This window comes from Mesorhizobium sp. WSM4849, assembly GCF_055811385.1.
This window is the reverse complement of record NZ_JBVVPW010000042.1, coordinates 13,563-36,059: the sequence shown is the minus strand read 5'-3', so window position 1 is coordinate 36,059 and position 22,497 is coordinate 13,563. Positions and strand designations below refer to the sequence as shown.

At 61.4% G+C, this 22,497-nt stretch carries 19 protein-coding genes; 17 read left to right on the top strand and 2 right to left on the bottom strand.

From position 1 onward, the window contains the following. The first annotated feature begins 60 nt into the window (after positions 1-60). Complete coding sequence (gene rlxS / locus AC0L3L_RS32025) at positions 61-2,031, top strand: relaxase/mobilization nuclease RlxS (RefSeq protein ID WP_473641145.1); 1,971 nt, start codon at positions 61-63, stop codon at positions 2,029-2,031. Positions 2,032-2,606: 575 nt separating this feature from the next. Beyond that, entirely contained in the window at positions 2,607-2,933 is a 327-nt protein-coding gene (locus AC0L3L_RS32020) for a hypothetical protein (RefSeq protein ID WP_473641143.1), read from the top strand. 407 nt (positions 2,934-3,340) lie between these two features. Here the strand turns inward: AC0L3L_RS32020 and AC0L3L_RS32015 are convergent, their stop codons facing one another. Next, positions 3,341-3,562: a hypothetical protein gene (locus tag AC0L3L_RS32015; RefSeq protein WP_473641141.1), complete on the bottom strand. Its 222-nt coding sequence runs from the start codon at positions 3,560-3,562 to the stop codon at positions 3,341-3,343. Between the two features lie 326 nt (positions 3,563-3,888). On the opposite strand from AC0L3L_RS32015, the gene glmS reads away from it, so the two are divergent. The 13 genes from glmS to AC0L3L_RS31950 all read left to right on the top strand — a co-directional run bounded on the left by glmS (position 3,889) and on the right by AC0L3L_RS31950 (position 17,858). After that, a complete protein-coding gene (gene glmS, locus AC0L3L_RS32010; RefSeq protein WP_473641140.1) occupies positions 3,889-5,712 on the top strand; it encodes a glutamine--fructose-6-phosphate transaminase (isomerizing) in 1,824 nt (607 codons plus the stop codon). Positions 5,713-5,958: 246 nt separating this feature from the next. Further along, positions 5,959-7,989, top strand: a complete 2,031-nt coding sequence (locus tag AC0L3L_RS32005) for a conjugal transfer protein TraG (protein WP_473641138.1) — start codon at positions 5,959-5,961, stop codon at positions 7,987-7,989. A 120-nt stretch (positions 7,990-8,109) separates the two neighbouring features. Next, positions 8,110-8,523 (top strand): CopG family transcriptional regulator, encoded by a 414-nt coding sequence (locus AC0L3L_RS32000; RefSeq protein ID WP_065010491.1) that lies wholly within the window; start codon positions 8,110-8,112, stop codon positions 8,521-8,523. After that, positions 8,520-9,488, top strand: coding sequence for a P-type conjugative transfer ATPase TrbB (gene trbB, locus AC0L3L_RS31995; protein WP_473641136.1), 969 nt, complete (start codon positions 8,520-8,522; stop codon positions 9,486-9,488). Before AC0L3L_RS32000 ends, trbB begins: the two co-directional genes overlap by 4 nt. An 11-nt stretch (positions 9,489-9,499) precedes the next feature. After that, positions 9,500-9,808, top strand: coding sequence for a TrbC/VirB2 family type IV secretion system protein (locus AC0L3L_RS31990; RefSeq protein WP_008871922.1), 309 nt, complete (start codon positions 9,500-9,502; stop codon positions 9,806-9,808). Beyond that, positions 9,808-10,080, top strand: coding sequence for a VirB3 family type IV secretion system protein (locus AC0L3L_RS31985; protein WP_008871923.1), 273 nt, complete (start codon positions 9,808-9,810; stop codon positions 10,078-10,080). The genes AC0L3L_RS31990 and AC0L3L_RS31985 overlap by 1 nt, the downstream gene beginning before the upstream one ends. Next, positions 10,074-12,524 (top strand): conjugal transfer protein TrbE, encoded by a 2,451-nt coding sequence (gene trbE, locus AC0L3L_RS31980; RefSeq protein WP_473641134.1) that lies wholly within the window; start codon positions 10,074-10,076, stop codon positions 12,522-12,524. The genes AC0L3L_RS31985 and trbE overlap by 7 nt, the downstream gene beginning before the upstream one ends. After that, positions 12,521-13,246, top strand: a complete 726-nt coding sequence (gene trbJ, locus AC0L3L_RS31975; protein WP_473489340.1) for a P-type conjugative transfer protein TrbJ — start codon at positions 12,521-12,523, stop codon at positions 13,244-13,246. The genes trbE and trbJ overlap by 4 nt, the downstream gene beginning before the upstream one ends. A gap of 29 nt (positions 13,247-13,275) precedes the next feature. Then, on the top strand, positions 13,276-14,598 hold the full coding sequence (trbL, locus tag AC0L3L_RS31970; protein ID WP_473641133.1) for a P-type conjugative transfer protein TrbL: 1,323 nt from the start codon (positions 13,276-13,278) through the stop codon (positions 14,596-14,598). Then, positions 14,599-15,330, top strand: a complete 732-nt coding sequence (gene trbF, locus AC0L3L_RS31965; RefSeq protein ID WP_473489342.1) for a conjugal transfer protein TrbF — start codon at positions 14,599-14,601, stop codon at positions 15,328-15,330. Continuing rightward, the gene (gene trbG / locus AC0L3L_RS31960) at positions 15,320-16,345 is read left to right on the top strand and encodes a P-type conjugative transfer protein TrbG (RefSeq protein ID WP_473489343.1); all 1,026 of its coding nucleotides are present in this window, start codon (positions 15,320-15,322) and stop codon (positions 16,343-16,345) included. The genes trbF and trbG overlap by 11 nt, the downstream gene beginning before the upstream one ends. Positions 16,346-16,358: 13 nt before the next feature. Then, positions 16,359-17,573: a TraB/TrbI/VirB10 family type IV secretion system protein gene (locus AC0L3L_RS31955; protein WP_473641131.1), complete on the top strand. Its 1,215-nt coding sequence runs from the start codon at positions 16,359-16,361 to the stop codon at positions 17,571-17,573. Between the two features lie 12 nt (positions 17,574-17,585). Then, positions 17,586-17,858, top strand: coding sequence for a DUF2274 domain-containing protein (locus tag AC0L3L_RS31950; RefSeq protein ID WP_473489345.1), 273 nt, complete (start codon positions 17,586-17,588; stop codon positions 17,856-17,858). Between the two features lie 152 nt (positions 17,859-18,010). Here the strand turns inward: AC0L3L_RS31950 and hemN are convergent, their stop codons facing one another. Beyond that, positions 18,011-19,360, bottom strand: a complete 1,350-nt coding sequence (gene hemN / locus AC0L3L_RS31945) for an oxygen-independent coproporphyrinogen III oxidase (protein WP_473489346.1) — start codon at positions 19,358-19,360, stop codon at positions 18,011-18,013. A 154-nt stretch (positions 19,361-19,514) separates the two neighbouring features. On the opposite strand from hemN, the gene AC0L3L_RS31940 reads away from it, so the two are divergent. Both AC0L3L_RS31940 and ccoN read left to right on the top strand, forming a co-directional pair. Continuing rightward, positions 19,515-20,264, top strand: a complete 750-nt coding sequence (locus AC0L3L_RS31940; protein ID WP_473489347.1) for a Crp/Fnr family transcriptional regulator — start codon at positions 19,515-19,517, stop codon at positions 20,262-20,264. 611 nt (positions 20,265-20,875) lie between these two features. Further along, positions 20,876-22,495 (top strand): cytochrome-c oxidase, cbb3-type subunit I, encoded by a 1,620-nt coding sequence (ccoN, locus tag AC0L3L_RS31935; RefSeq protein ID WP_473489348.1) that lies wholly within the window; start codon positions 20,876-20,878, stop codon positions 22,493-22,495. The last annotated feature ends 2 nt before the right edge of the window (positions 22,496-22,497 follow it).

The following is a 22,497-nucleotide window of genomic DNA, read 5'->3' as shown; positions in this document are numbered from 1 at the left end:
GAGCCGGGAGTGTGGGACACGCAAGTATCTGACTCTGCTTGAAATTTCTGGGAGGCCACGATGCAGCATGACGAATTCAGGCCGAAGCTCGGCAGAATAGGTTCGCGCGGCTCGAAGGCAGGCAAACGCTTCGCCAGCCAGGTCCGGGCGGCGATTAACAGAGCCGGCGGCCGGCCGCAGGGCGGCGGCCGCTTTAACGGCAGCCGGGCAGGGCGCGGCGGAGCGGCCGCCGCGCTGCTGAAATCACGCGACAGGTATGCTGCCTTCCGGCAGCGGCGGGTGGTGGTCAAGGCGCGCGTCGTCAAGCTGGCCGGCAAAGGCCAGGGTGGGGCGCGTGCGCATCTGCGCTACATCCAACGCGACGGCGTTACCCGGGAAGGCGCGCCTGGCGAGCTCTACGGCGCCGACAGTGATCGCGTCGACAGCAAGGCCTTCCTTGATCGTGCCGATGGCGATCGGCATCAATTCCGCTTCATCGTCGCACCCGAAGACGGCATCCAGTATGACGACCTGAAGCCACTTACGCGCCGGCTCATGGCGCAGATGGAGGAGGATCTCGGCACGAAGCTCGACTGGGTTGCCGTCGATCATTTCAACACCGGCCACCCGCACACCCATATCATCGTCCGTGGCAAGGACGACCGCGGCGAGAACCTCGTCATCGCGCGGGAATATATCTCAAGCGGAATCCGCGAACGGACCGCCGAGCTGGTCAGCCTCGATTTCGGTCCACGAACCGATCGCGAGATCGCGCACCGCCTGCGCCAGGAAATGGAGCAGGAGCGCTTCACCAGCATCGACCGGCAGCTGCTCAGCATGCGCGACAGCGATGGACTGGTTTCTCCGGTCGGCCGCGACGCCTTTCGGCAGACCCTGCACCAGGGCCGCCTGCGCAAACTTGGACGGATGGGTCTGGCCGAGGAGATCAGCTCCGGCCGCTGGCGCCTCGACGATGAGCTCGAAGCGACACTGCAGCGCATCGGCGAGCGCGGTGACATAATCAAGACGATGCACCGAGACATTGCGGGTAAAGGACTATCCCGAAGTGCAGCCGACTGTGTGATCCACGATCAATCCGGGCAGCTCGCGCGACCTTTCGTTGGCCGCCTTGTGGCGCGCGGGCTTGCCGACGAGATCAACGACCGCCACTACCTCATTGTGGATGGGGTGGACGGGAAAAGCCACTACATCGATGTCGGCAAAGGCGAGGCCACCGAACCGACGCCCGACGGCTGCATCGTCTGTGTCACGCCGAGAAACACCGGGCCGAGGCAGGTTGACCGCACCGTCGCCGAGATCGCTGCCGTCCACGGCGGGCGCTACAATGTTGATATCCACCTGAAGCATGATCCGTCTGCCAGCGAACGCTTCGCCGAAACCCATGTGCGTCGTCTGGAAGCCATTCGCCGCGAAACCGGCACTGTCAGGCGCGAAGCCGACGGCACATGGATTATCGCGCCGAACCATCTCGACCAAGTCGCCGACTACGAGCGCAAGCGAGCCATGGCTGTGCCTGTTGTCGTCGACAAGCTCTCATCAATGCCGCTGGATCAGCAAATCGGGTTCGACGGTGCCACCTGGATCGACCGGGAAATGGTTTCCGATTCACCGGAGGCCCTGCGCAACTCCGGCTTTGGCCGTGACGTGCGGGAGGCGCAAGCCCGCAGGCGGCAATGGCTGATTGCCCAGGGTCTCGCGCATGAAGAGCAGGACCGCACCGTCTATCGCGCCAACATGATTTCGATCCTCCGCCAGCGTGAACTGAACCGTGTTGCCGGTCAGCTCTCGGAAGAGCTCGGTCTGTCCTATGCTGAAGTGCGACCCGGAGACCGGGTACAAGGCACTCTCCGCCGCTCAGTTGAGCTCGCCAGCGGCAAATACGCCCTTATCGAGAAATCGCGCGAGTTTGTGCTCGTCCCGTGGCGGCCGGTGCTCGAGCGGCATGTCGGCAAAGAGATTTCTGGCATAGTGCAGCGAGACGGTATCTCCTGGAACATCGGTCGGCAAAGGAGTGGGCCTAGCGTTTCGTAACTTGTGTGGCAGCCATGCGTGAGTGCGGTGTGCCTTGGACTGGCCCGGCAAGAGTTCGACCAGGGCGCTCCGAGAGCGTGAGTGCCACCAGCTCTGGTAGGTCTATCGGACCAACGACAGCGCGCCCCGTGGCCAATTGCGATCCCATTCTAACCAAGATGCTCGGGCTCGCGCCAGATCGCCGTTAAGCTTGCCGGAGCTCGCGCAAACGTCGAGGACATTTGCTGAACCAGCTCGACAAAAAACAAGGGATAGAGCTCCTCCCGGCTGCTGTCGCTGTGGATGCCCTTCCACATGGCATGAGGATAAGGGCATTCCGAGCAACGAGTCCGCCTCCGCTTCAATGGCTCGCGAACGATCTGACGAGGTCGAGCAGTTTGGCCATGCGCTTCGAGCATCAGAGTATCGCCGCTTTCCAAGCTGATCGGTGGACGAGGTGAACCGCTCTTATGCTCGGAAAAGGCGAGGCTCGTCGCACCGATCGGGTGTAACGATGTCGACATCGGCGATAAACGTTACGAGCATCGTCGGCTGTAGGCGAGCATCATGCTTCCGTCCCAATTCGGGAGGGAGCCATGAGCAGCCCCAACACCTCGAAAATTGGCCTTGCCTACTCAAAAGACCGCGACCGTGCGCAGCCGATTCATAACCCAGTAACGGCACATAAAAACGAACTGCTGCTGCGCATGTCTCCGGCCGACCCGCAATTGCTCAGCCCACACCTTCACCGCAGCTATCTGCCATTGAGAACCCAACTCGAAACCGCAAACGCCCCTATAGAGGCTGTCTACTTCTTTGAGATGGGGATCGGCCCGGTGGTGGCGAAAACTCCGGCCGGAGCTCGACGCCGAAGTTGTCGTAGTCCGGTTTTTGTAGCACATCAGCTGTCCGCTTTGGGTTGACGGCGAAGCCCGGATGAAAGCGGAAGAACACCCGGGGCCGCTTGCTGGTTCAGGTGACTGCCGCGGCAGGCTCCTGCGCATGTGCTTGTCGCTGCCCTTGCGTCGTTTCCGGTGAAGCGCCGACCTCGTGTCGAGACGCAGTCAAGGTTGGCCGCCGCGCTGCCGCGGGCGCCGGCTGCGACGCTTCCAGGCCACGCCTTGAGGGGCGTTGAGCCGCCGGCCGGGATGTCAGCGTGCCGATGGAAGTCAGGGTCGTTGCCACGCGCTGTTTGGCATTGTCCAGAACTGATGAGTTTGGCGCAAGTTCCAGACAGCCGACAGTGCGCGTGAGCAAACATGCAGGAGTTTGCCAAGGCGGCCAGCAAGGCAGTCGAACAGGCAAAGGGAAGGTCCGGTGACTGCATCCCTCAGCGGAGATAACGAGTAGCCCGCCGCTTCGATCTGATGAGTTCAAGCAGCTCAGCCTCATCCGCGTCAGCCTCTTCTTCCAACGCGACCAAAATATCCAGGGCGAGATTGTCCGCCTCCAACGATGAGCGGGCGATATGCTCGTCACTGCATATCTGGTCGAATACCCGTTGGCATAGATCGAGATCGGCAGGGTATAGACCGGCCCGTTTGAACGGCACTTTGAAAACCCCTAAGCATTGTAGCAGTCAATGGATCTAAGGGCCGTTAACCGGGCGAGTCAACAGCATGTAAAAAGCGGACATTGCGATGATCGTTACGCCTCAGCCGACTACGGAAACTCGTCCCAACTGGCGGTTGGTGGACGCAAGCCGGCACCGCGCGTACCGTTTCTCGCTGGTCAACACGTCCTCTTCTATCCACTGGCTGGATGGCAGCCATCCCAACAATCGATTTTACCTGTTTTACCTAATTCTACTAGGAGGCTCAGCGCCGGGCGGTGCCCTTCGGGTCGGCTGAGGCTACCGGGAAGAATTCGGAGACGATCATGTGCGGGATTGTTGGCATCGTTGGGCATCAGCCGGTGTCTGATCGGTTGGTCGACGCTTTGAAGCGTCTCGAATATCGAGGATACGACTCAGCCGGCGTTGCCACCATCACCGAGGGCTCGTTGCACTGCCGGCGCGCCAAGGGCAAGCTCATCAATCTCGAGACGAGGTTGAAGGAAGAGCCGCTGAGTGGCACCATCGGCATCGCACACACGCGCTGGGCAACGCATGGGGCACCGACTGAGCGCAACGCGCACCCGCACTTTACGGACGGTGTGGCCGTCGTTCACAACGGCATTATCGAGAATTTCGCCGAGTTGAAGGACGAACTGGTGGCGGCGGGCGCCGAGTTCCAGACCGACACCGACACCGAGGTCGTCGTGCATCTCTTGGCAAGACACCGCCGGGAGGGCATGGGGCGGGGTGAGGCAATGCACGCCATGCTGAAGCGCGTCAGGGGCGCCTACGCGCTTGCCATTCTCTTCGAGGATGATCCGTCGACCATCATGGCGGCGCGCAATGGACCACCGCTGGCGATCGGTCACGGCGACGGCGAGATGTTCCTGGGCTCCGACGCCATGGCGCTAGCCCCCTTCACAAATGCAATCACATATCTCGTCGACGGCGACTGGGCCGTTATCGGCAAGGCAGGCGCCGATATCTTCGATTTCGATGGCCATCCCGTCGAACGTCCGCGCCAGACTTCCACGGCCGGGGCATACCTGGCCAATAAGGGCAACCATCGCCACTTCATGGAGAAGGAAATTTACGAGCAGCCCGAGGTCATCGCCCGTGCGCTCGGTCATTACATCAACTTCGAAGGGAATCGCGTCGATACGGTTTCGAGCATAGATTTCGCCAGCATCCCGAGCCTGGCGATCTCGGCTTGCGGCACCGCCTATCTGGCCGGACTGATCGCAAAATACTGGTTCGAGCGCTATGCGCGCCTGCCGGTCGAAATCGACGTTGCGTCCGAATTCCGCTACCGGGAGATCCCGTTGCCGCCGGAATCGGCGGCTCTTTTCATTTCGCAATCCGGCGAAACCGCCGATACGCTCGCGTCCCTGAGGTACTGCAAGGGGCGTGGGCTGAAAACCGGGGCTGTCGTCAATGCCCGCGAATCGACCATCGCTCGGGAGGCCGACGCGGTCTTCCCGATCCTTGCCGGCCCGGAGATCGGCGTCGCCTCCACCAAGGCTTTCACGTGCCAGCTTGCGGTTCTGGCCACACTCGCCATCGGCGCTGCCAAGGACCGTGGAACGCTAACTGAATATGAGGTGAAGGCGCTCGTCCAGAGCCTTGCCGAAATGCCGGGAGTCATGGGCCGGGTACTGAACAGCATCCAGCCAGATATCGAGCTCCTGTCGCGCGAACTGTCAAAGTGTCATGGTGTCCTGTATCTTGGCCGCGGCACCAGTTTCCCACTGGCGATGGAAGGTGCGCTGAAGCTCAAGGAGATTTCCTACATCCATGCTGAGGGCTATGCGGCTGGCGAATTGAAGCATGGTCCGATCGCATTGATAGACGAGAACATGCCAGTGATCGTCATCGCGCCACATGATCGTTTTTTCAACAAGACCGTCTCCAATATGGAGGAAGCGGCCGCCCGTGGAGGGCGGATTATCCTCATTACCGATGAAAATGGGGCCGCTGCGTCGAAACTCGACACGATGCATACGATCGTGCTGCCGGCCGTCGACGAAATTATTGCGCCGATGATCTTCTCGCTGCCGATACAGCTTCTTGCCTATCATACGGCGGTCTCCATGGGCAAAGATGTCGACCAGCCGCGCAATCTCGCAAAATCGGTCACCGTCGAATGATGTGACGCGCTCATAGGTGGCATGCGTCCATCGGAAATACACTTCAAAGCGTCACCGGCATTTGGATGTCGACGAGACGCAGATCAGGTCTGCGGCCAAGTGAGCATATTTGCTCCACCGAAAGTTTCCAGTCTGAGCGATCCTGCCCATTCCCCCATCGCACCTGGTCGTGCGTAGTGTGCATTTCAGTTCACATCGCGCCGCGCGATGCTTGGCCCCGCATGTCCAGAACTGCGGAGCAAGCCAATGACGCCTACGAAGTTGCTGATTGGGCAGATCGCCGTCGTGTTCGCAATCGTGATACTCGGCGTATGGGCGGCCACGCAGTGGTGCGCCCACATGCTCGGCCATCAACCGCCACTCGGCGCGCCATGGCTAGTCGCGGCTGGCTGGCAGATCTACAAGCCGTGGAAACTGTTCGAATGGTGGTTCCACTTCGATGCTTATGCGCCCGAGGTCTTCGATAAGGCCGGTGCGCTTGCCGGCGCCAGTGGGTTGGTGGGCTGTGCCGCCGCGATCGCCGGCTCGCTCTGGCGCGCGCGACAGCTCGGGTCGGTCACCACATATGGGTCGTCAAGGTGGGCCGCGACTCACGAGATCGAGACGGCAGGGCTGTTCCGGCCGGCCGGCGTTTTCCTAGGCAAGCTGAAGGATCGCTATCTGCGCCATGACGGGCCCGAGCACGTCATGGCCTTTGCCCCAACACGATCAGGCAAGGGCATCGGACTGGTTGTTCCAACTCTTCTGTCCTGGACCGGCTCGGCCGTCATTCACGATATCAAAGGCGAGAACTGGCAGTTGACCTCCGGCTGGCGCTCGAAGTTCTCCTACTGTCTCCTGTTCAATCCGACCGATCCGAGGTCGGCGCGCTATAACCCGCTGCTGGAGGTACGAAAAGGTTCAGACGAGGTCCGCGACGTCCAGAACATCGCCGACATCCTGGTAGATCCGGAAGGCGCGCTGGACCGGCGGAACCACTGGGAGAAAACCAGTCACTCACTCTTGGTCGGCGCCATTTTGCACGTGCTTTACGCCGAAGAGGAAAAGACGCTCGCTCGCGTCGCCACCTTCCTGTCCGACCCGCAACGCTCGTTTGCCGCGACACTACGGCGGATGATGACGACCAACCATCTCGGCGCGGCGGATAAGCCCCAGGTCCATCCTGTCGTGGCCTCGGCAGCTCGCGAGGTGTTGAACAAGTCGGAGAACGAGCGTTCAGGCGTTCTTTCGACCGCCATGTCGTTCCTCGGCCTCTATCGCGATCCTACGGTGGCGGCAGCGACATCAGCCTGCGACTGGCACATTGCCGACCTCCTGGATGCTGAGCGACCGATGTCACTCTATCTGGTCGTGCCGCCATCGGACATCTCGCGCACGAAGCCGCTGGTGCGACTTGTGCTCAATCAGATCGGCAGGCGTCTGACGGAGCGGCTGGAGGGGGATCCTAAGAAGAGCAGGAACCATCAACTGCTCATGATGCTGGACGAATTCCCGGCGCTCGGTCGCCTTGATTTCTTCGAAACCGCGCTCGCCTTCATGGCCGGCTATGGCATCCGTGCATATCTGATCGCGCAATCCTTGAACCAGATCTCCAAGGCGTATGGCGACAACAATGCCATTCTCGACAACTGCCATGTGCGGATTGCCTTTTCCTCCAATGACGAGCGCACGGCCAAACGCATTTCGGACGCGCTCGGCACGGCGACGGAGCTGAGGTCCATGCGCAACTATGCCGGCCATCGCTTGGCCCCCTGGCTGTCGCACGTGATGGTTAGCCGCCAGGAGACCGCCCGCCCACTATTGACACCGGGCGAGGTGATGCAGTTGCCGCAAGCCGATGAACTGGTGTTGGTTTCAGGGCTGCCGCCGATCCGGGCAAAGAAGCTGCGCTACTACCAGGATCGAAATTTCACCGAGCGCGTGCTTTCTGCGCCGGTATTGCGCGACGGCGCCTACGCGGATCGGCCAGTACCGCGTCCGGACTGTTGGATCGGGCAGGTGCGGGGCGTTGACCGCCGTCTTGCTGGCGGCGGCGAAAGCGCGGGCGAGGCAATTGAAGATGAAGGAGGTGTCCAGCAACAGCGACATCCGGGTCTGCCTGAAGAGCATACAGCCGTCACTCTGGAGCCCGACCGGGACGACCTGCTCAAGCCCGCGGACGATGATAGCGAGGCAGTTGCCGACAGGCGCGTGATGGACCGAATTTCCACTGCCGCACGCGCCTATGGCATCAACGAGGGAAGGGGCGACAACAAGGACATCGTGCCCGGCTTCTGAAAGAAGCTGCCGAAGGCAGAGCGCAAATCAGCGTAGATAACGGCCATAAGCAATTTCGAGGAAGTCGCCGATGCTCGTTCCCGCCCGCGCAACAGCGCTGGGACAGTTGGAACGAGTCACATGAGCCCTCAGCGCATTCGTCATCAGTTTCTGCTCGAACCCGACCTGAGCAAGAAACTGGACGACCTCAACCGCGATCCATCGACGACCAAATCAGCGATCGTGGCGAAGGCAGTCGAGGCCTTTATCGAGCGGCGTGGCGAGAACGAGCTCGACCGGCGCTACGGCGTAAGGCTCGACCGTCTTTCTCGTGACCTCGGTCATCTCAGACGCGACGTCGAGATGATCCTAGAGAGCCTGGCGCTCTTCATTCGCTTTTCCATCACGCTTCATGCTCACACGCCAGTCCCGGACAGGGCGACGCAGGCGATTGCCCAGGAGCGCTTCGACAAATTCGTCGAGCAAGTGGGCCGCCAGATCGCCTCCGGCAAACGGTCGCTTGGGACGGATAATGGCGGGGGAGGGGAAGGATGAGTTCTCATCCGGAGGTCGACCATCGCCATCGTGCCATGTTGCGCACCGCCATGGGCCCGGCAATCGCTGAGGCCCTTGCCGATTCGTCTGTTGTCGAGGTGATGGTCAATCCCGACGGTGCGCTGCGGCTCGACCGGCTAGGAGAAGGTCGGGTCGGTACCGGCGTGCATATGCACCCATCCGAGGCGGAACGCATCGTTCGCCTGGTCGCTTCCCATGTGCGTACCGAGGCGCATGCGGGTAGTCCGATCGTCAGCGCCGAACTGCCCTCGGGCGAGCGCTTCGAGGGGCTGTTGCCGCCAGTCGTTCTGGCGCCATGCTTCGCCATCCGTAAACCGGCCGCAAAACTCTACACGTTGGCCAACTATGTCGCCGACCAAATCATGCTGCCGCTGCAGGCCGATGCGCTGAGGAAGGCCGTGCGCGAGCGGCGCAACATATTGGTCGCAGGCGGCACGTCGTCGGGTAAAACCACGCTCGCCAATGCACTGCTGGTCGAAGTCGCGGAATGCGACGAGCGGGTGATCTTGATCGAAGACACACGCGAGCTGCAGTGCGCTGCCAAGGACTGCGTTGCACTCAGGACAAGACGGGGCTCGGTGACGCTTGCCGATCTCGTACGTTCGACGCTGCGGCTCAGGCCCGACCGCATCGTCGTCGGCGAAGTCCGGGGTGCGGAAGCCCTCGATATGCTGAAGGCATGGAACACTGGCCACCCCGGCGGCATCGCAACGGTTCACGCCAATTCGGCGCGCTCCGCCCTCTACCGGATCGAGCAACTCGCGCAGGAAGCCGTCGTCACTGTACCACGCCGTCTGATCGCCGATGCCATCGATCTGATTGTCTTCATCGCCGGGCGCGGATCCTCGCGCCGCATTGACGCCATCGCCGAGGTCACCGGTCTCGACGGCAGCGGCGATTACGCCGTCACCCAACTGACGCTCCCGCAACTTCAGCAGTTTTGAAAGGCCAATTCATGTGCAAGAAGCTTCGCTTTCTTTCGTCCACCGCGCTCGTGCTTGTTCTCACGGTCTCAGCCCGCGCAGCAGGCTCCGGCATGCCTTGGGAACAGCCGCTGCAGCAGATCCTGGAGTCTGTACAGGGACCGGTCGCCAAGATTATCGCCGTGATCATCATCATCACCACTGGCTTAACCCTTGCCTTCGGTGACACCGCAGGCGGTTTCCGCCGGCTGATCCAGATCGTCTTCGGGCTGTCGATCGCCTTCGCGGCATCGAGCTTCTTTCTCTCCTTTTTCTCCTTTGGCGGCGGAGCACTCGTCTGATGGTCGCTGGAGAGCAGCATATTGAGGGCTTCGCGGTTCCCGTTCACCGGGCATTGACCGAAGCCATCCTGCTGGGCGGTGCACCGCGAGCGGTGGCGATCCTCAACGGCACGGTGGCCGCAGCTATCGGCCTCGGTTTGCAGCAGTGGATCGCTGGGCTGGTGCTGTGGATTGCCGGCCACACGCTGGCGGTCTTTGCCACAAGACGCGATCCAGACTTCGCCAGCGTGCTCGTTCGTCACCTTCGTCTGAAGGGATGGTTGGCATGCTGAACCTGTCAGAATACCGCAGCAAAGCCGACAAACTTGCGGACCATCTGCCCTGGGCAGCGCTCGTCGCGCCCAGCATCGTGCTCAATAAGGACGGCAGCTTTCAGCGGACCTTACGGTTCCGCGGGCCCGATCTCGAAAGCGCGACGGAAGCAGAACTTGTCGGCATCTGCGCCCGGGCAAACAATGCGTTGAGAAGGCTCGGCTCCGGCTGGGCATTGTTCTTCGAAGCCGAGCGCATAGAGGCGCTCGGCTATCCTAACTCAACCTTTCCCGACGCCGCGTCTTGGCTGGTCGATGAAGAACGACGCGCGGCCTTCGAGGGCAAGGTCGCGCATTACGAGAGCCGCTATCACCTGACTTTGCTGTTCATGCCGCCCCCGGACGCACGGGCGAGGGCTGAAAGCGCGCTCGTTGACGCACACCAATCTGGCGGCGGGAGAGACTGGCCCCAGGAGCTGGCGCGGTTTCGCGACGAGACCGACCGGGTCCTCGATCTTTTGTCCGGTTTCATGCCCGAGGTGCGCGTGCTCGACGATGCCGAGACCCTGACTTACCTGCACGGCACAATCTCGACCCGCCGCCATCCACTCGCTGTCCCGGAAACGCCGATGTATCTCGACGGCATCCTGGTCGACGCGCCGCTTACCGGCGGCTTGGAGCCGATGCTCGGCGAACACCATCTTCGCACCCTTACCGTCCTCGGATTCCCGAATCTCACCCGGCCCGGAATTCTCGACGCGTTGAATCATCAGGATTTCGCCTATCGCTGGGTGACGCGCTTCATCCCGCTCGACAAGACGGAAGCCACGAAGACGCTGACACGGTTGCGCCGCCAGTGGTTTGCCAAGCGCAAATCGATCGCGGCCATCCTGCGCGAGGTCGTGACCAACGAACCTGTCCCGCTGGTCGACAGCGATGCCGACAACAAGGCGCTCGATGCCGACGCAGCCCTTCAGGCGTTGGGCGGCGACCATGTCGGCTTCGGTTATCTCACCACAACGGTGACAGTGTGGGATGAGGACCATCAAGCCGCCGCGGAGAAACTTCGCGCGGTCGAGCGCATCATCAATGGGCTCGGCTTCACCACCATCCGCGAAAGCGTCAATGCGGTCGAGGCGTGGCTCGGCTCGCTGCCTGGTCATATCTATGCCAATGTTCGCCAGCCGCTCGTTCACACATTGAACCTTGCGCATCTCATGCCGTTGTCGTCGGTCTGGGCAGGTCCTGCGGCGAACGAGCATCTCGCCAAGGTCATCCAGCGAGAGGCCTCGCCACTTCTGTTCGCAGAGACCAACGGGTCGACACCATTCCGGCTATCCACCCATGTCGACGATGTCGGCCACATGCTGATCGTTGGCCCGACCGGCGCCGGCAAATCGGTGCTGCTTGCCCTGATTGCGCTGCAGTTCCGTCGCTATGCCGGCGCGCAGGTCTATGTCTTCGACAAAGGCAATTCGGCGCGCGCGGCAGTCCTTGCCACGGGTGGGGAACACCACGCGCTGGGTGCTGACGGTGCGCTCGCCTTCCAGCCCCTGCGCAATATCGGCGACCAGGCTGCCCGCAGTTGGGCAGCCGAGTGGATTGCCGGCCTCATTGCCCATGAGAATGTCACCGTCACGCCGGAGGTGAAGGAGGCAATCTGGTCGGCACTCACCAGCCTTGCCACCGCGCCGGCGCAGGAACGCACGCTGACCGGCCTTTCGGTCCTGCTTCAGTCCAACGGGCTGAAGTCCGCGTTGATGCCCTACACGCTCGACGGTCCTTTCGGCCGCCTGCTCGACGCCGATGATGATCGGCTGGCCTTATCGAATGTGCAGTGTTTCGAGACGGAAGAGCTGATGCAGAGCCAAGGCGCTGTGCTGCCTGTGCTCACTTACGTGTTCCATCGTCTTGAAGAGCGGTTCGATGGACGGCCGACGCTGCTGATGCTCGACGAGGCTTGGGTCTATCTCGACAATCCGCTCTTTGCCGCCCGTATCCGCGAATGGCTGAAGGTGCTCCGAAAGCGGAATGTCTCGGTGATCTTCGCTACGCAATCGCTGGCTGATATCGCGGGCTCTTCAATCGCGCCGGCGATCATCGAGAGCTGCCCCCAGCGCATTTTCCTTCCCAATGATCGTGCTGTGGAACCGCAAGCGCGGGCAGCCTACGAGCGCTTCGGCTTGAACGAGCGGCAGATCGAATTGATCGCCCGCGCCACGCCGAAGCGCCACTACTATCTTCAGTCACGTAGCGGAAACCGTCTCTTCGAGCTCGGGCTTGGCCCCATCACTCTTGCGCTTTGCGGCGCTTCCGATCCGGCGACTCAGACCCTGATCGACAAAATCCTGTCCGAAGACGGGCAAGACAGCTTTGCCTCCCGCTTTCTGAGCGCGCGCGGCCTCGATTGGGCTGCCGAGCTTCTCCAGCAATTCCCTCAACCAGACATGGAGCAATCCTCATGATTGGACGCCGTCTTTTCACCAGCCTGATCACCGTTTCCCTGATCGCCAAGCCAATGGCCAACTATGTGCAGCCGGCCTACGCCCTTATCGTGTTCGATCCATCCAATTATGCGCAGAACGTGCTGACGGCGGCGCGCGCGCTGGAGCAGATCAACAACCAGATCCAGTCGCTGCAGAACCAGGCAACCATGCTGCAGAACATGGCGCGCAATCTTCAGCGTCTGGACTTCTCTTCCGTGGGCCAACTCTCCGGTTCGCTCCATCGCATTGACGGTTTGATGGACCAGGCGAGTGGCCTCAGCTTTGATCTGGGCAAGCTTCAAGACCAGTGGCGCAGCCAATATCCGGAAAGCTACGAGGCCACGATCAAGGTCAGCGATGTGGCAACCGCAGCGCGCGAGCGCTGGCAGACCGCCATGCAGGCGTTCCGCCAGACCATGCGGGTCCAGTCGCAGATCGTCGAGAACGTCCGCGCCGACGGCGACCTGCTTGCCGATCTCGTCAACCGCAGCCAAGGGGCAGCCGGTGCGCTTCAGGCAAGCCAGGCCACCAACCAGCTGATCGCGCTTTCGACCAAGCAGCAGATGCAGATCCAAACACTGCTCGCGACTCAGTTTCGAGCTGAGGCCGAGGATGCCGCGCGCAAGGCGCAGTCCGAGGAAGCCGCCCGCGAGACGACCAAGCGCTTCCTGGGTACCGGCTCGGCCTATCCCGGCAATTGATCACCAACTCTGACGAGGAAGGCGGCGGCATGAACGACCTTGGCGTCATCGATCGCTTCATGGAGACCTTCATCCGCTACATTGACAGCGGGTTCGGTCTGCTTTCGGGCGACGTCGCCTTCCTCACCACCATCCTGATCGGTATCGACATCACGCTGGCCGGGCTGGCCTGGGCGCTCGGCAACGAGCCCAACATTCTCGGCCGGCTTACCCGCAAGGTGCTCTATGTCGGCGTCTTCGCCTTCATCTTGAATAATTTTAAGAACCTCGCCGACATCATCTATCGCTCCTTTGCCGGGCTCGGCATCAACGCGTCCTCCGGCAATCTCTCCCCAGACAATCTCCTGCGCCCGGGCCGCATCGCCGCGACCGGTTTCGAAGGCGCTTGGCCGCTGCTTGATCAGGCAAGTCAGCTGCTCGGCTTTCCAGAAATCTTCGGCAACGCGCTCACCATCTTCGTGCTGCTCATGGCCTGGTTCCTGGTCATCATCGCCTTCTTCATCCTTTCCATTCAGCTGTTCATCACAATCCTTGAGTTCAAGCTCACCACGCTTGCCGGCTTTGTTCTGGTTCCCTTCGCACTCTGGAATCGATCGGCGTTTCTGGCGGAGCGCGTGCTCGGCAATGTCATCTCTTCAGGCATCAAGGTGATGGTACTTGCCGTCATCGTCGGCATCGGCTCCACACTCTTCGGCGAGTTTGCTTCCGCGCTGCAAGGCAAGGAGCCGGACCTGGCCGCGGCCATGTCACAGGTGCTGGGCGCGCTGGCGCTGCTTGGGCTCGGCATCTTTGGGCCCGGCATCGCGTCGGGTCTTGTCTCCGGCGCGCCGCAGCTTGGCGCGGGCGCCGCCCTTGGCACGACTGCGGCGGCAGCTGGTGCATCGCTCGTTGCCGGAGGCACGGCATTTACTGGCGCGCGCAGGGCAACCGGCGGCAGTCTCGCCGCAATTCGGGCCGGCACAACGATGGGATCGGCTGCTTTAACGGCCTGGCAGATCGGGCGAGCAACCTCGCCCCACACCGGCCAGTCCGGTGTGGCTGCTGGATTGCGGGGCGTGACCAGTGCCGCCGGCGGCGCCGCGATGCGAGCCGCAAAAGCTGCCGCGGGAACGTTCGGGCGCAGCGCCGATGCCGGCCGGGAAGCCGCATGGACCGCGACCGGTGGTGCGCCCACCGCGTCCATGACTCGAAACCCAACCGCTGCAGACCATAATACCGCTCCGACGTGGGCAAGGCGCTTGCGTTCCGAACAGACCGCCCGTGCCCACCGCCACGCCGCCATGCAGGCTGTCCGTGAAGGCGACAGCCCGGGAGGCAGCGCCAATCCCTCTCTCAACGACAAGGACGACTAGATGCTGTTCAAGCGACCCGTTCAACGTTACGGCAAGACACCCGAACCGGTCACGCCGTATCAAAAGGCCGCCCAGCTATGGGACGAGCGCATCGGCTCATCTCGAGTACAGGCTAGGAACTGGCGGCTCATGGCCCTCGGCTGTCTGGCCTTGGCGACCGGGCTCTCTGGCGGACTCGTATGGCAGTCGATGCAGAGCCGTGTTGTGCCTTACGTCGTCGAGGTCGACCGCTTCGGCGAGGCACGCGCCGTCGCGCCGGCGATCCAAGACTACGAGCCCTCCGACGCCGAGATAGCCTGGCACCTCGGCCGCTTCATCCAGAATGTCCGTTCCGTCTCCACTGATCCGGTGCTGGTGCGGCAGAACTGGCTGGCGGCTTACGACTTTGCCACCGACCGTGCGGCACTCTTCCTCAATGAGTACGCCAAGGCGAACGATCCCTTCGGCCAGATCGGAACGCGCAGCGTGTCCGTCCAGGTGACCAGTGTGGTCAGGGCATCCGACAGCTCGTTCCAGGTCAAATGGACTGAGCAGGTCTTTGAGCGCGGCAGCCTTGCCAGCACCACGCGCTGGACCGCGATCCTCACCATCGTGATCCGCCCGCCAAGCAATACGGATCAGCTGCGCAACAATCCGCTCGGTGTCTTCATCAACGCCATCGACTGGTCGCGCGAGCTCGACAGTGCCGCACCGACATCCGTTTCCCCGAAGGAGCCCGCCGATGACAAATAGAGCCCAATCGTTCCGTGCCGCGCTGATCCTATCCGCATCGGCAGCAGTTCTCTCGGCCTGCGCATCGAAGCCGGTGCCGCCTGAGATTTCGTATGATGCTGCCGACTTCAAAGCAGCGGCAATCGAGAAGGCGCCAGAGACACCGGTCAAGATAGTCGAGGTGCCAAAGCCGTTGCCGCTCCCCGGCCAGTTGCAGCCAGAACCGGGCAAAATCGCCGACGACAAGCGCTCTCCTGAAGAACGCGTCGCCGACGCCAACAAGGCGGCGACGCAGCAACCCACCCGGTACGGCTACGTCAATGCGGTGCAGGTCTATCCCTTCACCGATGGCGCGCTTTATCAGCTCTATGCCGCGCCGGAGCGCGTCACCGATATCGCCCTACAGCCGGGCGAGAAACTGACAGCCGTGTCGGCCGGCGACACGGTGCGCTGGGTCATCGGCGATACCGTCAGCGGCACCGGTGACGACCAGCGCACCCATGTGCTGGTAAAACCCTTCGCGCCGGGGCTTAGCACCAATCTGGTGATCACCACGGAACGACGCACCTACCACTTGCAGCTTCAAAGCACCGATAAGACCGCTATGGCGGCGATCTCCTGGACGTACAGCGAGGACCAGATCGTCGCGCTCCGCCAGCGCAACGCTCAGGCCGAGGCTACCATGCCGGTGGCGTCGAACGTGGCGCTCGAAAACATTCGCTTTCGCTACTCGATTAGGGGCGACACACCGCCCTGGAGACCGACGCGAGCCTTCGATGATGGCAGCAAGGTCTATATCGAGTTCCCGCGCCGCATAGACCAGGGAGAGGCCCCGCCACTCTTCATCGTCGGCTCTGACGGGGACAACCAGCTCGTCAACTACCGCATGCGCGGCAACTACTACATTGTCGATCGGCTCTTCGCCGCGGCCGAACTACGCCTCGGCACCAAGCAGCAGCAAGTGGTGCGCATCACAAGGACGGACGGCCGGCAACCGCCGCGTCGCGTATCTCTCTTTGCGCGCTCCAGCAGGTGAGGAGAGGGGCCTTATGACCGACATTTCCCCATCCAATGCTCCGCCAAAACTCGATCCCGAGCAGCTGCAGTTACGGGCCTCGCCCCGCCGCGCCGTGCGGTTCAGGCGCGGCGTGATCATCGCCATCGCTGCCGTCGGGTCCGGTGCCATCCTGGGCGTCACGATGATGGCGCTGCAGGGACCGGCGCTTCGCTTCAAAGAACAGGCGGAAGATCTCTACAACACTGACCGCAAGCCAACCCCTGAAGGACTTGAAACACTTCCCAAGGACTATTCCGGAGTGAAGCCGAACCCTCCTGTGCTTGGACCACCACTGCCGGGCGACCTCGGTCGCCCCATCCTTGAGCGGCGGCGCCAGCTCGGCATCGCGCCAGGGCAGGACAACTCCGCCGAGGAGCAGCGCGTTGCCCAGCAGGCGATTGAGGCGCGCGAATCACAAGTCTTCTTCCGCATTGAAAATCGACCCAAGGAGGCGGGCATCGGCGGTAATGCGAAAAGTGCCCAGCAGCCGTTCGGGGCGCCTCCGCAATCTGATGCCGCTCGGCCATCAGATTCCGTTGCCCCGGCTGAGGGCGATCAGAACAATCAACAACGCAAGCTCGATTTTGTCAGCCAGCGCAACACCAGCGGGATCTACAACCCGCATGCATTGCAGACGCCAGCTTCGCCAAATCAGCTCATGGCCGGCAGCGTGATCGCCGCAAGTCTCATCACCGGCATAAATTCCGACTTGCCCGGGTTTGTCGTCGCGCAGGTCACCGAGAACGTGCACGACACGCTCACCGGCAGGATCCTGCTTATCCCGCAAGGCTCGCGGCTGATCGGGACCTATGACAGCGTCGTCGCTTTTGGGCAAAAACGGGCGCTTCTGGTTTGGCAGCGAATAATACTGCCAGACAGTTCTTCGATCGAAATCGACAATCTGCCGGCGACAGACACTGCCGGCTATGCCGGGCTCGAGGACAAGATCGATTTCCACACCTGGCAGCTGATCAAGGGAGTCGCGCTGGCCACATTGCTGGGCGTCGGCACCGAGTTAAGTTTTGGAGAAAACGAAAGCGATCTGGTCAAAGCGATCCGGGAATCCACTCAGCAGAACGTCAGTCAAGCCGGCCAGCGCATCACCGAGAAGAACCTCAATGTTCAGCCCACCATCACCATCCGCCCAGGTTGGCCACTGCGCGTCATCGTGCACAAGGATCTGGTGCTACGGCCATACGCGAGTTGAGCGGGAGTGAATATGGCCAACTTGAAACTTGGAAAGCTTCCAGACCGAACACCTTCGAAGATTACCATCACCGTCAGCTCGGAGTTGGGCCAAGCACTCAAGGAGTATGCTGCCCTTTATCGTCAGACCTATGGCGAGTCTGAAACGGTGGCGGAACTCATCCCTTTCATGCTGGCGGGGTTTCTGGAAGGCGACCGAGCGTTTGCCAAGGCCAGAAAGGAAGGTTTGCCGACGTCCAGCATGCCGGAGAAGTCGCGGCGTCTGGCAGGCTCAGATTCCGAGTAACCGAGGCAATGAGTGAACCGCCCGCACACGAGCCTCGATGGGCTAACTCCGCTTGAATATGTAACCCGATCCGTCAAGGATCACACGTGAACAGGCTCACTCACAAATGGAGGCAAACAGGGGAGCACGTCACCGCGACCGCACTCTTTGGCTCAAACTGCAACCGAGTGCCTGGCCCATCCGCTTTGGAAATATTTGTCGAACCTGGCCGCGATGCTTCGGACGAATGGGCGACTTTCAGCCGGCACGACGAAACGGTCGCCATCCAGTTCAAGCAATCGAACGGGATCGTGGAAGGCCATGGTACTCGACTCAAGAAGGAGCTTCTGGCCGGCTTTGCCGAAGCGTTCCACCAGATCGACTGCCGAGAAGGCGAAATCACACATTAGCCTCTCGATGATCCAGCCGCGAACGCGGTCGTCGTCGGAAAGCGCGATACCGCGGACAACCGCCAGCCCGCCATGCGCGACCATACTTCCGTACTCGGCGGTTGAAATATTGTTCTGCACGTAGCCCTGGCGAAAACGGCCGATGGACGAAGGGCCAAGCCCGATCAGTGTCTCGAAGCGATCCTCCGTGTAGCCCTGAAAATTGCGATGCAAAGCCCCTGCGCGGGCCGCTATCGCCAAGGCATCGCCTGGCTTGGCGAAATGATCGAGCCCTATTGCTTCATACCCCTTGTCCACAATCGCTCGCGCAGCGAGTTGCGATTGCGCCAACCGCTCCGTGGGGCCAGGCAGCCACGCCTCTTTGATTATCGTCTGGTGCTTCTTGAACCAGGGCACATGCGCGTAGCCGAACAGCGCCATCCTGTCCGGTTCCAGGGTCAGCGCCTGCGCTACGGTGGAACAGACGCTCTCCCTGCTCTGGTGCGGCAATCCGTAGAGCAGGTCCAGATTGACGGAACCGACGCCGCGGGAGCGAACTCCGTCCACGACAGCCTTCGTTTGCAAAAAGCTTTGCTCGCGGTTGATTGCCTTTTGCACTTTTGGCTCGAAATCCTGGACGCCGAGACTCGCCCTGGTCATGCCGATTTCGGCCAGCGCATCAAGGCGCGCCTCATCCATGTCGTTTGGATCGATCTCGACGCTGATTTTTGTGTCCGGGACAAAATCGAAGCTGTCCCGCAAAAACGCGCCAAGCGCCACCATGTCCTCGGGCTTCAGCATGGTGGGCGAACCGCCGCCGAAGTGGACTGCGCGGACATGGCCCTTGCCGCTGACGAGACCCGCAACCGTCGCGATCTCCGCGTGTAGCGAGCGCAGATAGGCCGTCACCGGCTCATAGTGGCGCGTCTGCTTGGTATGACACGCACAGAACCAGCAGAGTCTGTCGCAATAGGGGATGTGCAGATAGAGCGAGATCTCGCCGCCACTTTTGAGCGCCTCCAGCCAGCCACGATAAACCGCAGGATTGACGCCCGCGTGGAAATGCGGTGCAGTCGGATAACTGGTATAACGCGGGACGTTCTCGCCAACCCGGGCAGCTAATTCGGACTGCATGTCGTGGTCCACCATGTTTGCATCGCTGGAACGCTGGGCTTATTGGCAAGCCAAAGCCCTGATTTCGGTCAGCAACTCGGACAAACTGCCGCAAGGATTTTTCTACCTTAGATTGCTACCCTGTCGGCGCTTGGGAGAGGGGTAGAGCGACGGCATGACATTACGGCAAGACATTCACAGTTCCGGCGTTCCCGTTCTTTGCCTCTCTTGCGAGGCAAGGCGTCGTGGTGTGTGCGGTGCGCTCGATCCAGACCGTTTGGTTGGGCTCGCCAAGACTTCGTCGCGGCACAAGATCGAGGCGGGAGTCGAACTGATCGGCGATGCCGAGGCCGTCGACAGCTATTCGAATGTGCTTTCAGGCGTTGTGAAGCTAACAAAGAGCCTTTCGGACGGGCGCCAGCAGATCGTAGCTCTCCGGTTTGCGCCGGATTTTCTGGGACGACCCTTCAAGGTGGAAAGCGAGATCAATGCGGAAGCGGCAACAGCTGTCACGCTGTGCTCGTTTCCGAAGGCAGCCGTGGAACGGATGATGAAGGAATCACCGGAACTCGAGCATCGCCTGCTCAGGCAGACGCTGGACGAACTCGACGCAGCACGCGAATGGATGGTGACGCTGGGGCGCAAGACGGCATCGGAAAAGGTGGCGAGTTTTCTCGTCATGATCGCCCGGAATATCGATTCCAGTGTTGACCAGGCCGCCAGGTCAGCGTCGTTCGATCTGCCGCTGACTCGTGCCGACATCTCTGATTTCCTTGGACTTACGAACGAGACCGTGAGCCGCCAGCTGACGCGATTGCGAGCTGACGGCGTGATCCGGATCCAGAACAAACGCCACGTGATCGTGGACAGCATGAGCCGGCTGGAGCAGCGTTGCGGCAGCCGAATGGCGCGGCAGTTTGGATAGGCCCAAGCGGCGGGGTGTGCGTCGCCAACTCCGATTCGTGGCAGGGACACGCCCGTTCGAATGCAATGTGTCGCCATAACCCTTCGTGATGCCGCGGCAACATGAACCCGACAGCTTCCGCGCTCGCTATCGGATCACCTGACCAATCGCCAGGAGTGTTTCGGACAGCTCGCCGGCGAAGCATTGATCCCCGAGGTGGCCGACGCGCAATCGGCTGGTGGAGGCAAGATTGCCCCTCCTCGAACCGTGAACGTCACGAAGCAACGCAACGATTGCGTTGGCCGTCCCGAGCCATTCGAAGCGAGCGATGTTTAGCAAGGCACGACAGTACTTTTCAGCTCGTCGCAGAGCCCCAGCTTTTTCGAATGGGCACGCCTCATTGTGTCGCCCGTCTCCACGCCCGCCCCGGCTCCGAGCCCACCCCACTTGTCCATGAAGGAGCAGGCCCGCGCCGCGTTCCCTCTTCATTCGCCACCATCTGATTGCGCCGAACTCGATGCTGCCCGAAACAAAACGGGCTGCCCTGACATGGATCAGGGCGAGCAGGCGGCGGCTGCGCAATTGATGCACAGCGGATTTGGCGTCCGCCGGATTCGAGATCGGGATTTGCGATGAAATTCGGCACAGAGATCGTGCTTCTAAGCCTGTTTGCTTTTGCGGCCCTGGTGGCTGCCGGTTTCGGCGTAGATGAACCTTTCCGCCAGCATATGTGGGTGTTGTTCTTCGCCGTAGCTGGTTTCACCGCGATCCTGTTGCGCAATACGGAGTTCAAGCCTGCAGTTCCGATAGACCCCGCCGCTTTTATGGACGGTCCAATCCGTTACGGGGCCGTCGCGACGGTGTTTTGGGGCGTCGTAGGCATGCTGGTTGGTGTGGTCATCGCGCTGCAGCTTGCCTATCCCGATCTCAGCGTCGAGCCCTGGTTCAACTTTGGCCGCTTGCGGCCGTTGCATACATCCGGCGTGGTTTTTGCCTTCGGCGGCAATGCGCTGCTTTGCACGTCCCTTTATGTCGTACAGCGCACCTGCCGCGCCCGGCTGTTCGGCGGCAATCTCGCCTGGTTCGTGTTCTGGGGCTATCAGCTGTTCATCGTCATGGCTGCGACGGGCTACCTGCTCGGCATCACCGAAAGCCGCGAATACGCCGAGCCCGAATGGTATGTGGATCTTTGGCTGACCATCGTCTGGGTCGCCTACCTCGTCCTGTTCCTCGGCACCATCCTGAAGCGCAGGGAACCGCACATCTACGTCGCCAACTGGTTCTACCTGTCCTTCATCGTGACCATCGCGATGCTGCATGTGATCAACAACCTGTCGATGCCAGTCTCGTTCGTGGGTTCAAAAAGCTATTCAGCCTTCTCCGGCGTCCAAGACGCCTTGACGCAGTGGTGGTACGGCCACAATGCCGTGGGCTTCTTTCTCACCGCCGGCTTCCTTGGCATGATGTACTATTTCGTGCCGAAGCAGGCGAACCGGCCAGTCTATTCCTACCGGCTGTCGATCATCCACTTCTGGGCGCTGATCTTTCTCTACATCTGGGCCGGCCCGCACCACCTCCACTATACCGCCTTGCCCGACTGGGCGCAGACGCTCGGCATGGCGTTCTCGATCATGCTTTGGATGCCCTCCTGGGGCGGCATGATCAACGGCCTGATGACGCTGTCCGGCGCCTGGGACAAGCTGCGGACGGACCCGATCATCCGCATGATGGTCATGGCCATAGCCTTCTATGGCATGTCCACTTTCGAAGGCCCGATGATGTCGATCAAGACGGTCAATTCGCTCTCGCACTACACCGACTGGACCATCGGGCACGTGCATTCCGGCGCACTCGGTTGGGTCGGCATGATCTCGTTCGGCGCGGTCTATTTCATGGTGCCGAAGTTGTGGAACCGCGAGCGGCTCTATTCGCTGCGACTAGTGAACTGGCACTTCTGGTTGGCAACGCTGGGGATCGTCGTATACGCCGCGGTGATGTGGGTCTCCGGCGTCATGCAGGGCCTGATGTGGCGCGAATACGACGACCAGGGCTTTCTGGTCTTCTCCTTCGCCGAAACTGTCGCCGCCATGCATCCGTACTACATCATGCGTGCCATCGGCGGCGCGATGTACCTGTCCGGCGCCCTGATCATGGCATGGAATGTCGCCATGACAATCCTCGGCTACCAACGCGATGAGGATCCGATGCCGCGTCCGATCGCCGCTGTCCGACCTGCGCGATCTGGAGCCTGAAA

Coding starts and splice junctions, on each gene's coding strand:
- trbG (WP_473489343.1), top strand. CDS start 15,320: ATGACAAATAGAGCCCAATCGTTCCGTGCCGCGCTGATCCTATCCGCA.
- AC0L3L_RS31990 (WP_008871922.1), top strand. CDS start 9,500: ATGTGCAAGAAGCTTCGCTTTCTTTCGTCCACCGCGCTCGTGCTTGTT.
- ccoN (WP_473489348.1), top strand. CDS start 20,876: ATGAAATTCGGCACAGAGATCGTGCTTCTAAGCCTGTTTGCTTTTGCG.
- trbE (WP_473641134.1), top strand. CDS start 10,074: ATGCTGAACCTGTCAGAATACCGCAGCAAAGCCGACAAACTTGCGGAC.
- AC0L3L_RS32005 (WP_473641138.1), top strand. CDS start 5,959: ATGACGCCTACGAAGTTGCTGATTGGGCAGATCGCCGTCGTGTTCGCA.
- trbB (WP_473641136.1), top strand. CDS start 8,520: ATGAGTTCTCATCCGGAGGTCGACCATCGCCATCGTGCCATGTTGCGC.
- glmS (WP_473641140.1), top strand. CDS start 3,889: ATGTGCGGGATTGTTGGCATCGTTGGGCATCAGCCGGTGTCTGATCGG.
- AC0L3L_RS31940 (WP_473489347.1), top strand. CDS start 19,515: ATGACATTACGGCAAGACATTCACAGTTCCGGCGTTCCCGTTCTTTGC.
- AC0L3L_RS31955 (WP_473641131.1), top strand. CDS start 16,359: ATGACCGACATTTCCCCATCCAATGCTCCGCCAAAACTCGATCCCGAG.
- rlxS (WP_473641145.1), top strand. CDS start 61: ATGCAGCATGACGAATTCAGGCCGAAGCTCGGCAGAATAGGTTCGCGC.
- trbL (WP_473641133.1), top strand. CDS start 13,276: ATGAACGACCTTGGCGTCATCGATCGCTTCATGGAGACCTTCATCCGC.
- AC0L3L_RS31950 (WP_473489345.1), top strand. CDS start 17,586: ATGGCCAACTTGAAACTTGGAAAGCTTCCAGACCGAACACCTTCGAAG.
- trbJ (WP_473489340.1), top strand. CDS start 12,521: ATGATTGGACGCCGTCTTTTCACCAGCCTGATCACCGTTTCCCTGATC.
- AC0L3L_RS32000 (WP_065010491.1), top strand. CDS start 8,110: ATGAGCCCTCAGCGCATTCGTCATCAGTTTCTGCTCGAACCCGACCTG.
- AC0L3L_RS32020 (WP_473641143.1), top strand. CDS start 2,607: ATGAGCAGCCCCAACACCTCGAAAATTGGCCTTGCCTACTCAAAAGAC.
- trbF (WP_473489342.1), top strand. CDS start 14,599: ATGCTGTTCAAGCGACCCGTTCAACGTTACGGCAAGACACCCGAACCG.
- hemN (WP_473489346.1), bottom strand. CDS start 19,360: ATGCAGTCCGAATTAGCTGCCCGGGTTGGCGAGAACGTCCCGCGTTAT.
- AC0L3L_RS31985 (WP_008871923.1), top strand. CDS start 9,808: ATGGTCGCTGGAGAGCAGCATATTGAGGGCTTCGCGGTTCCCGTTCAC.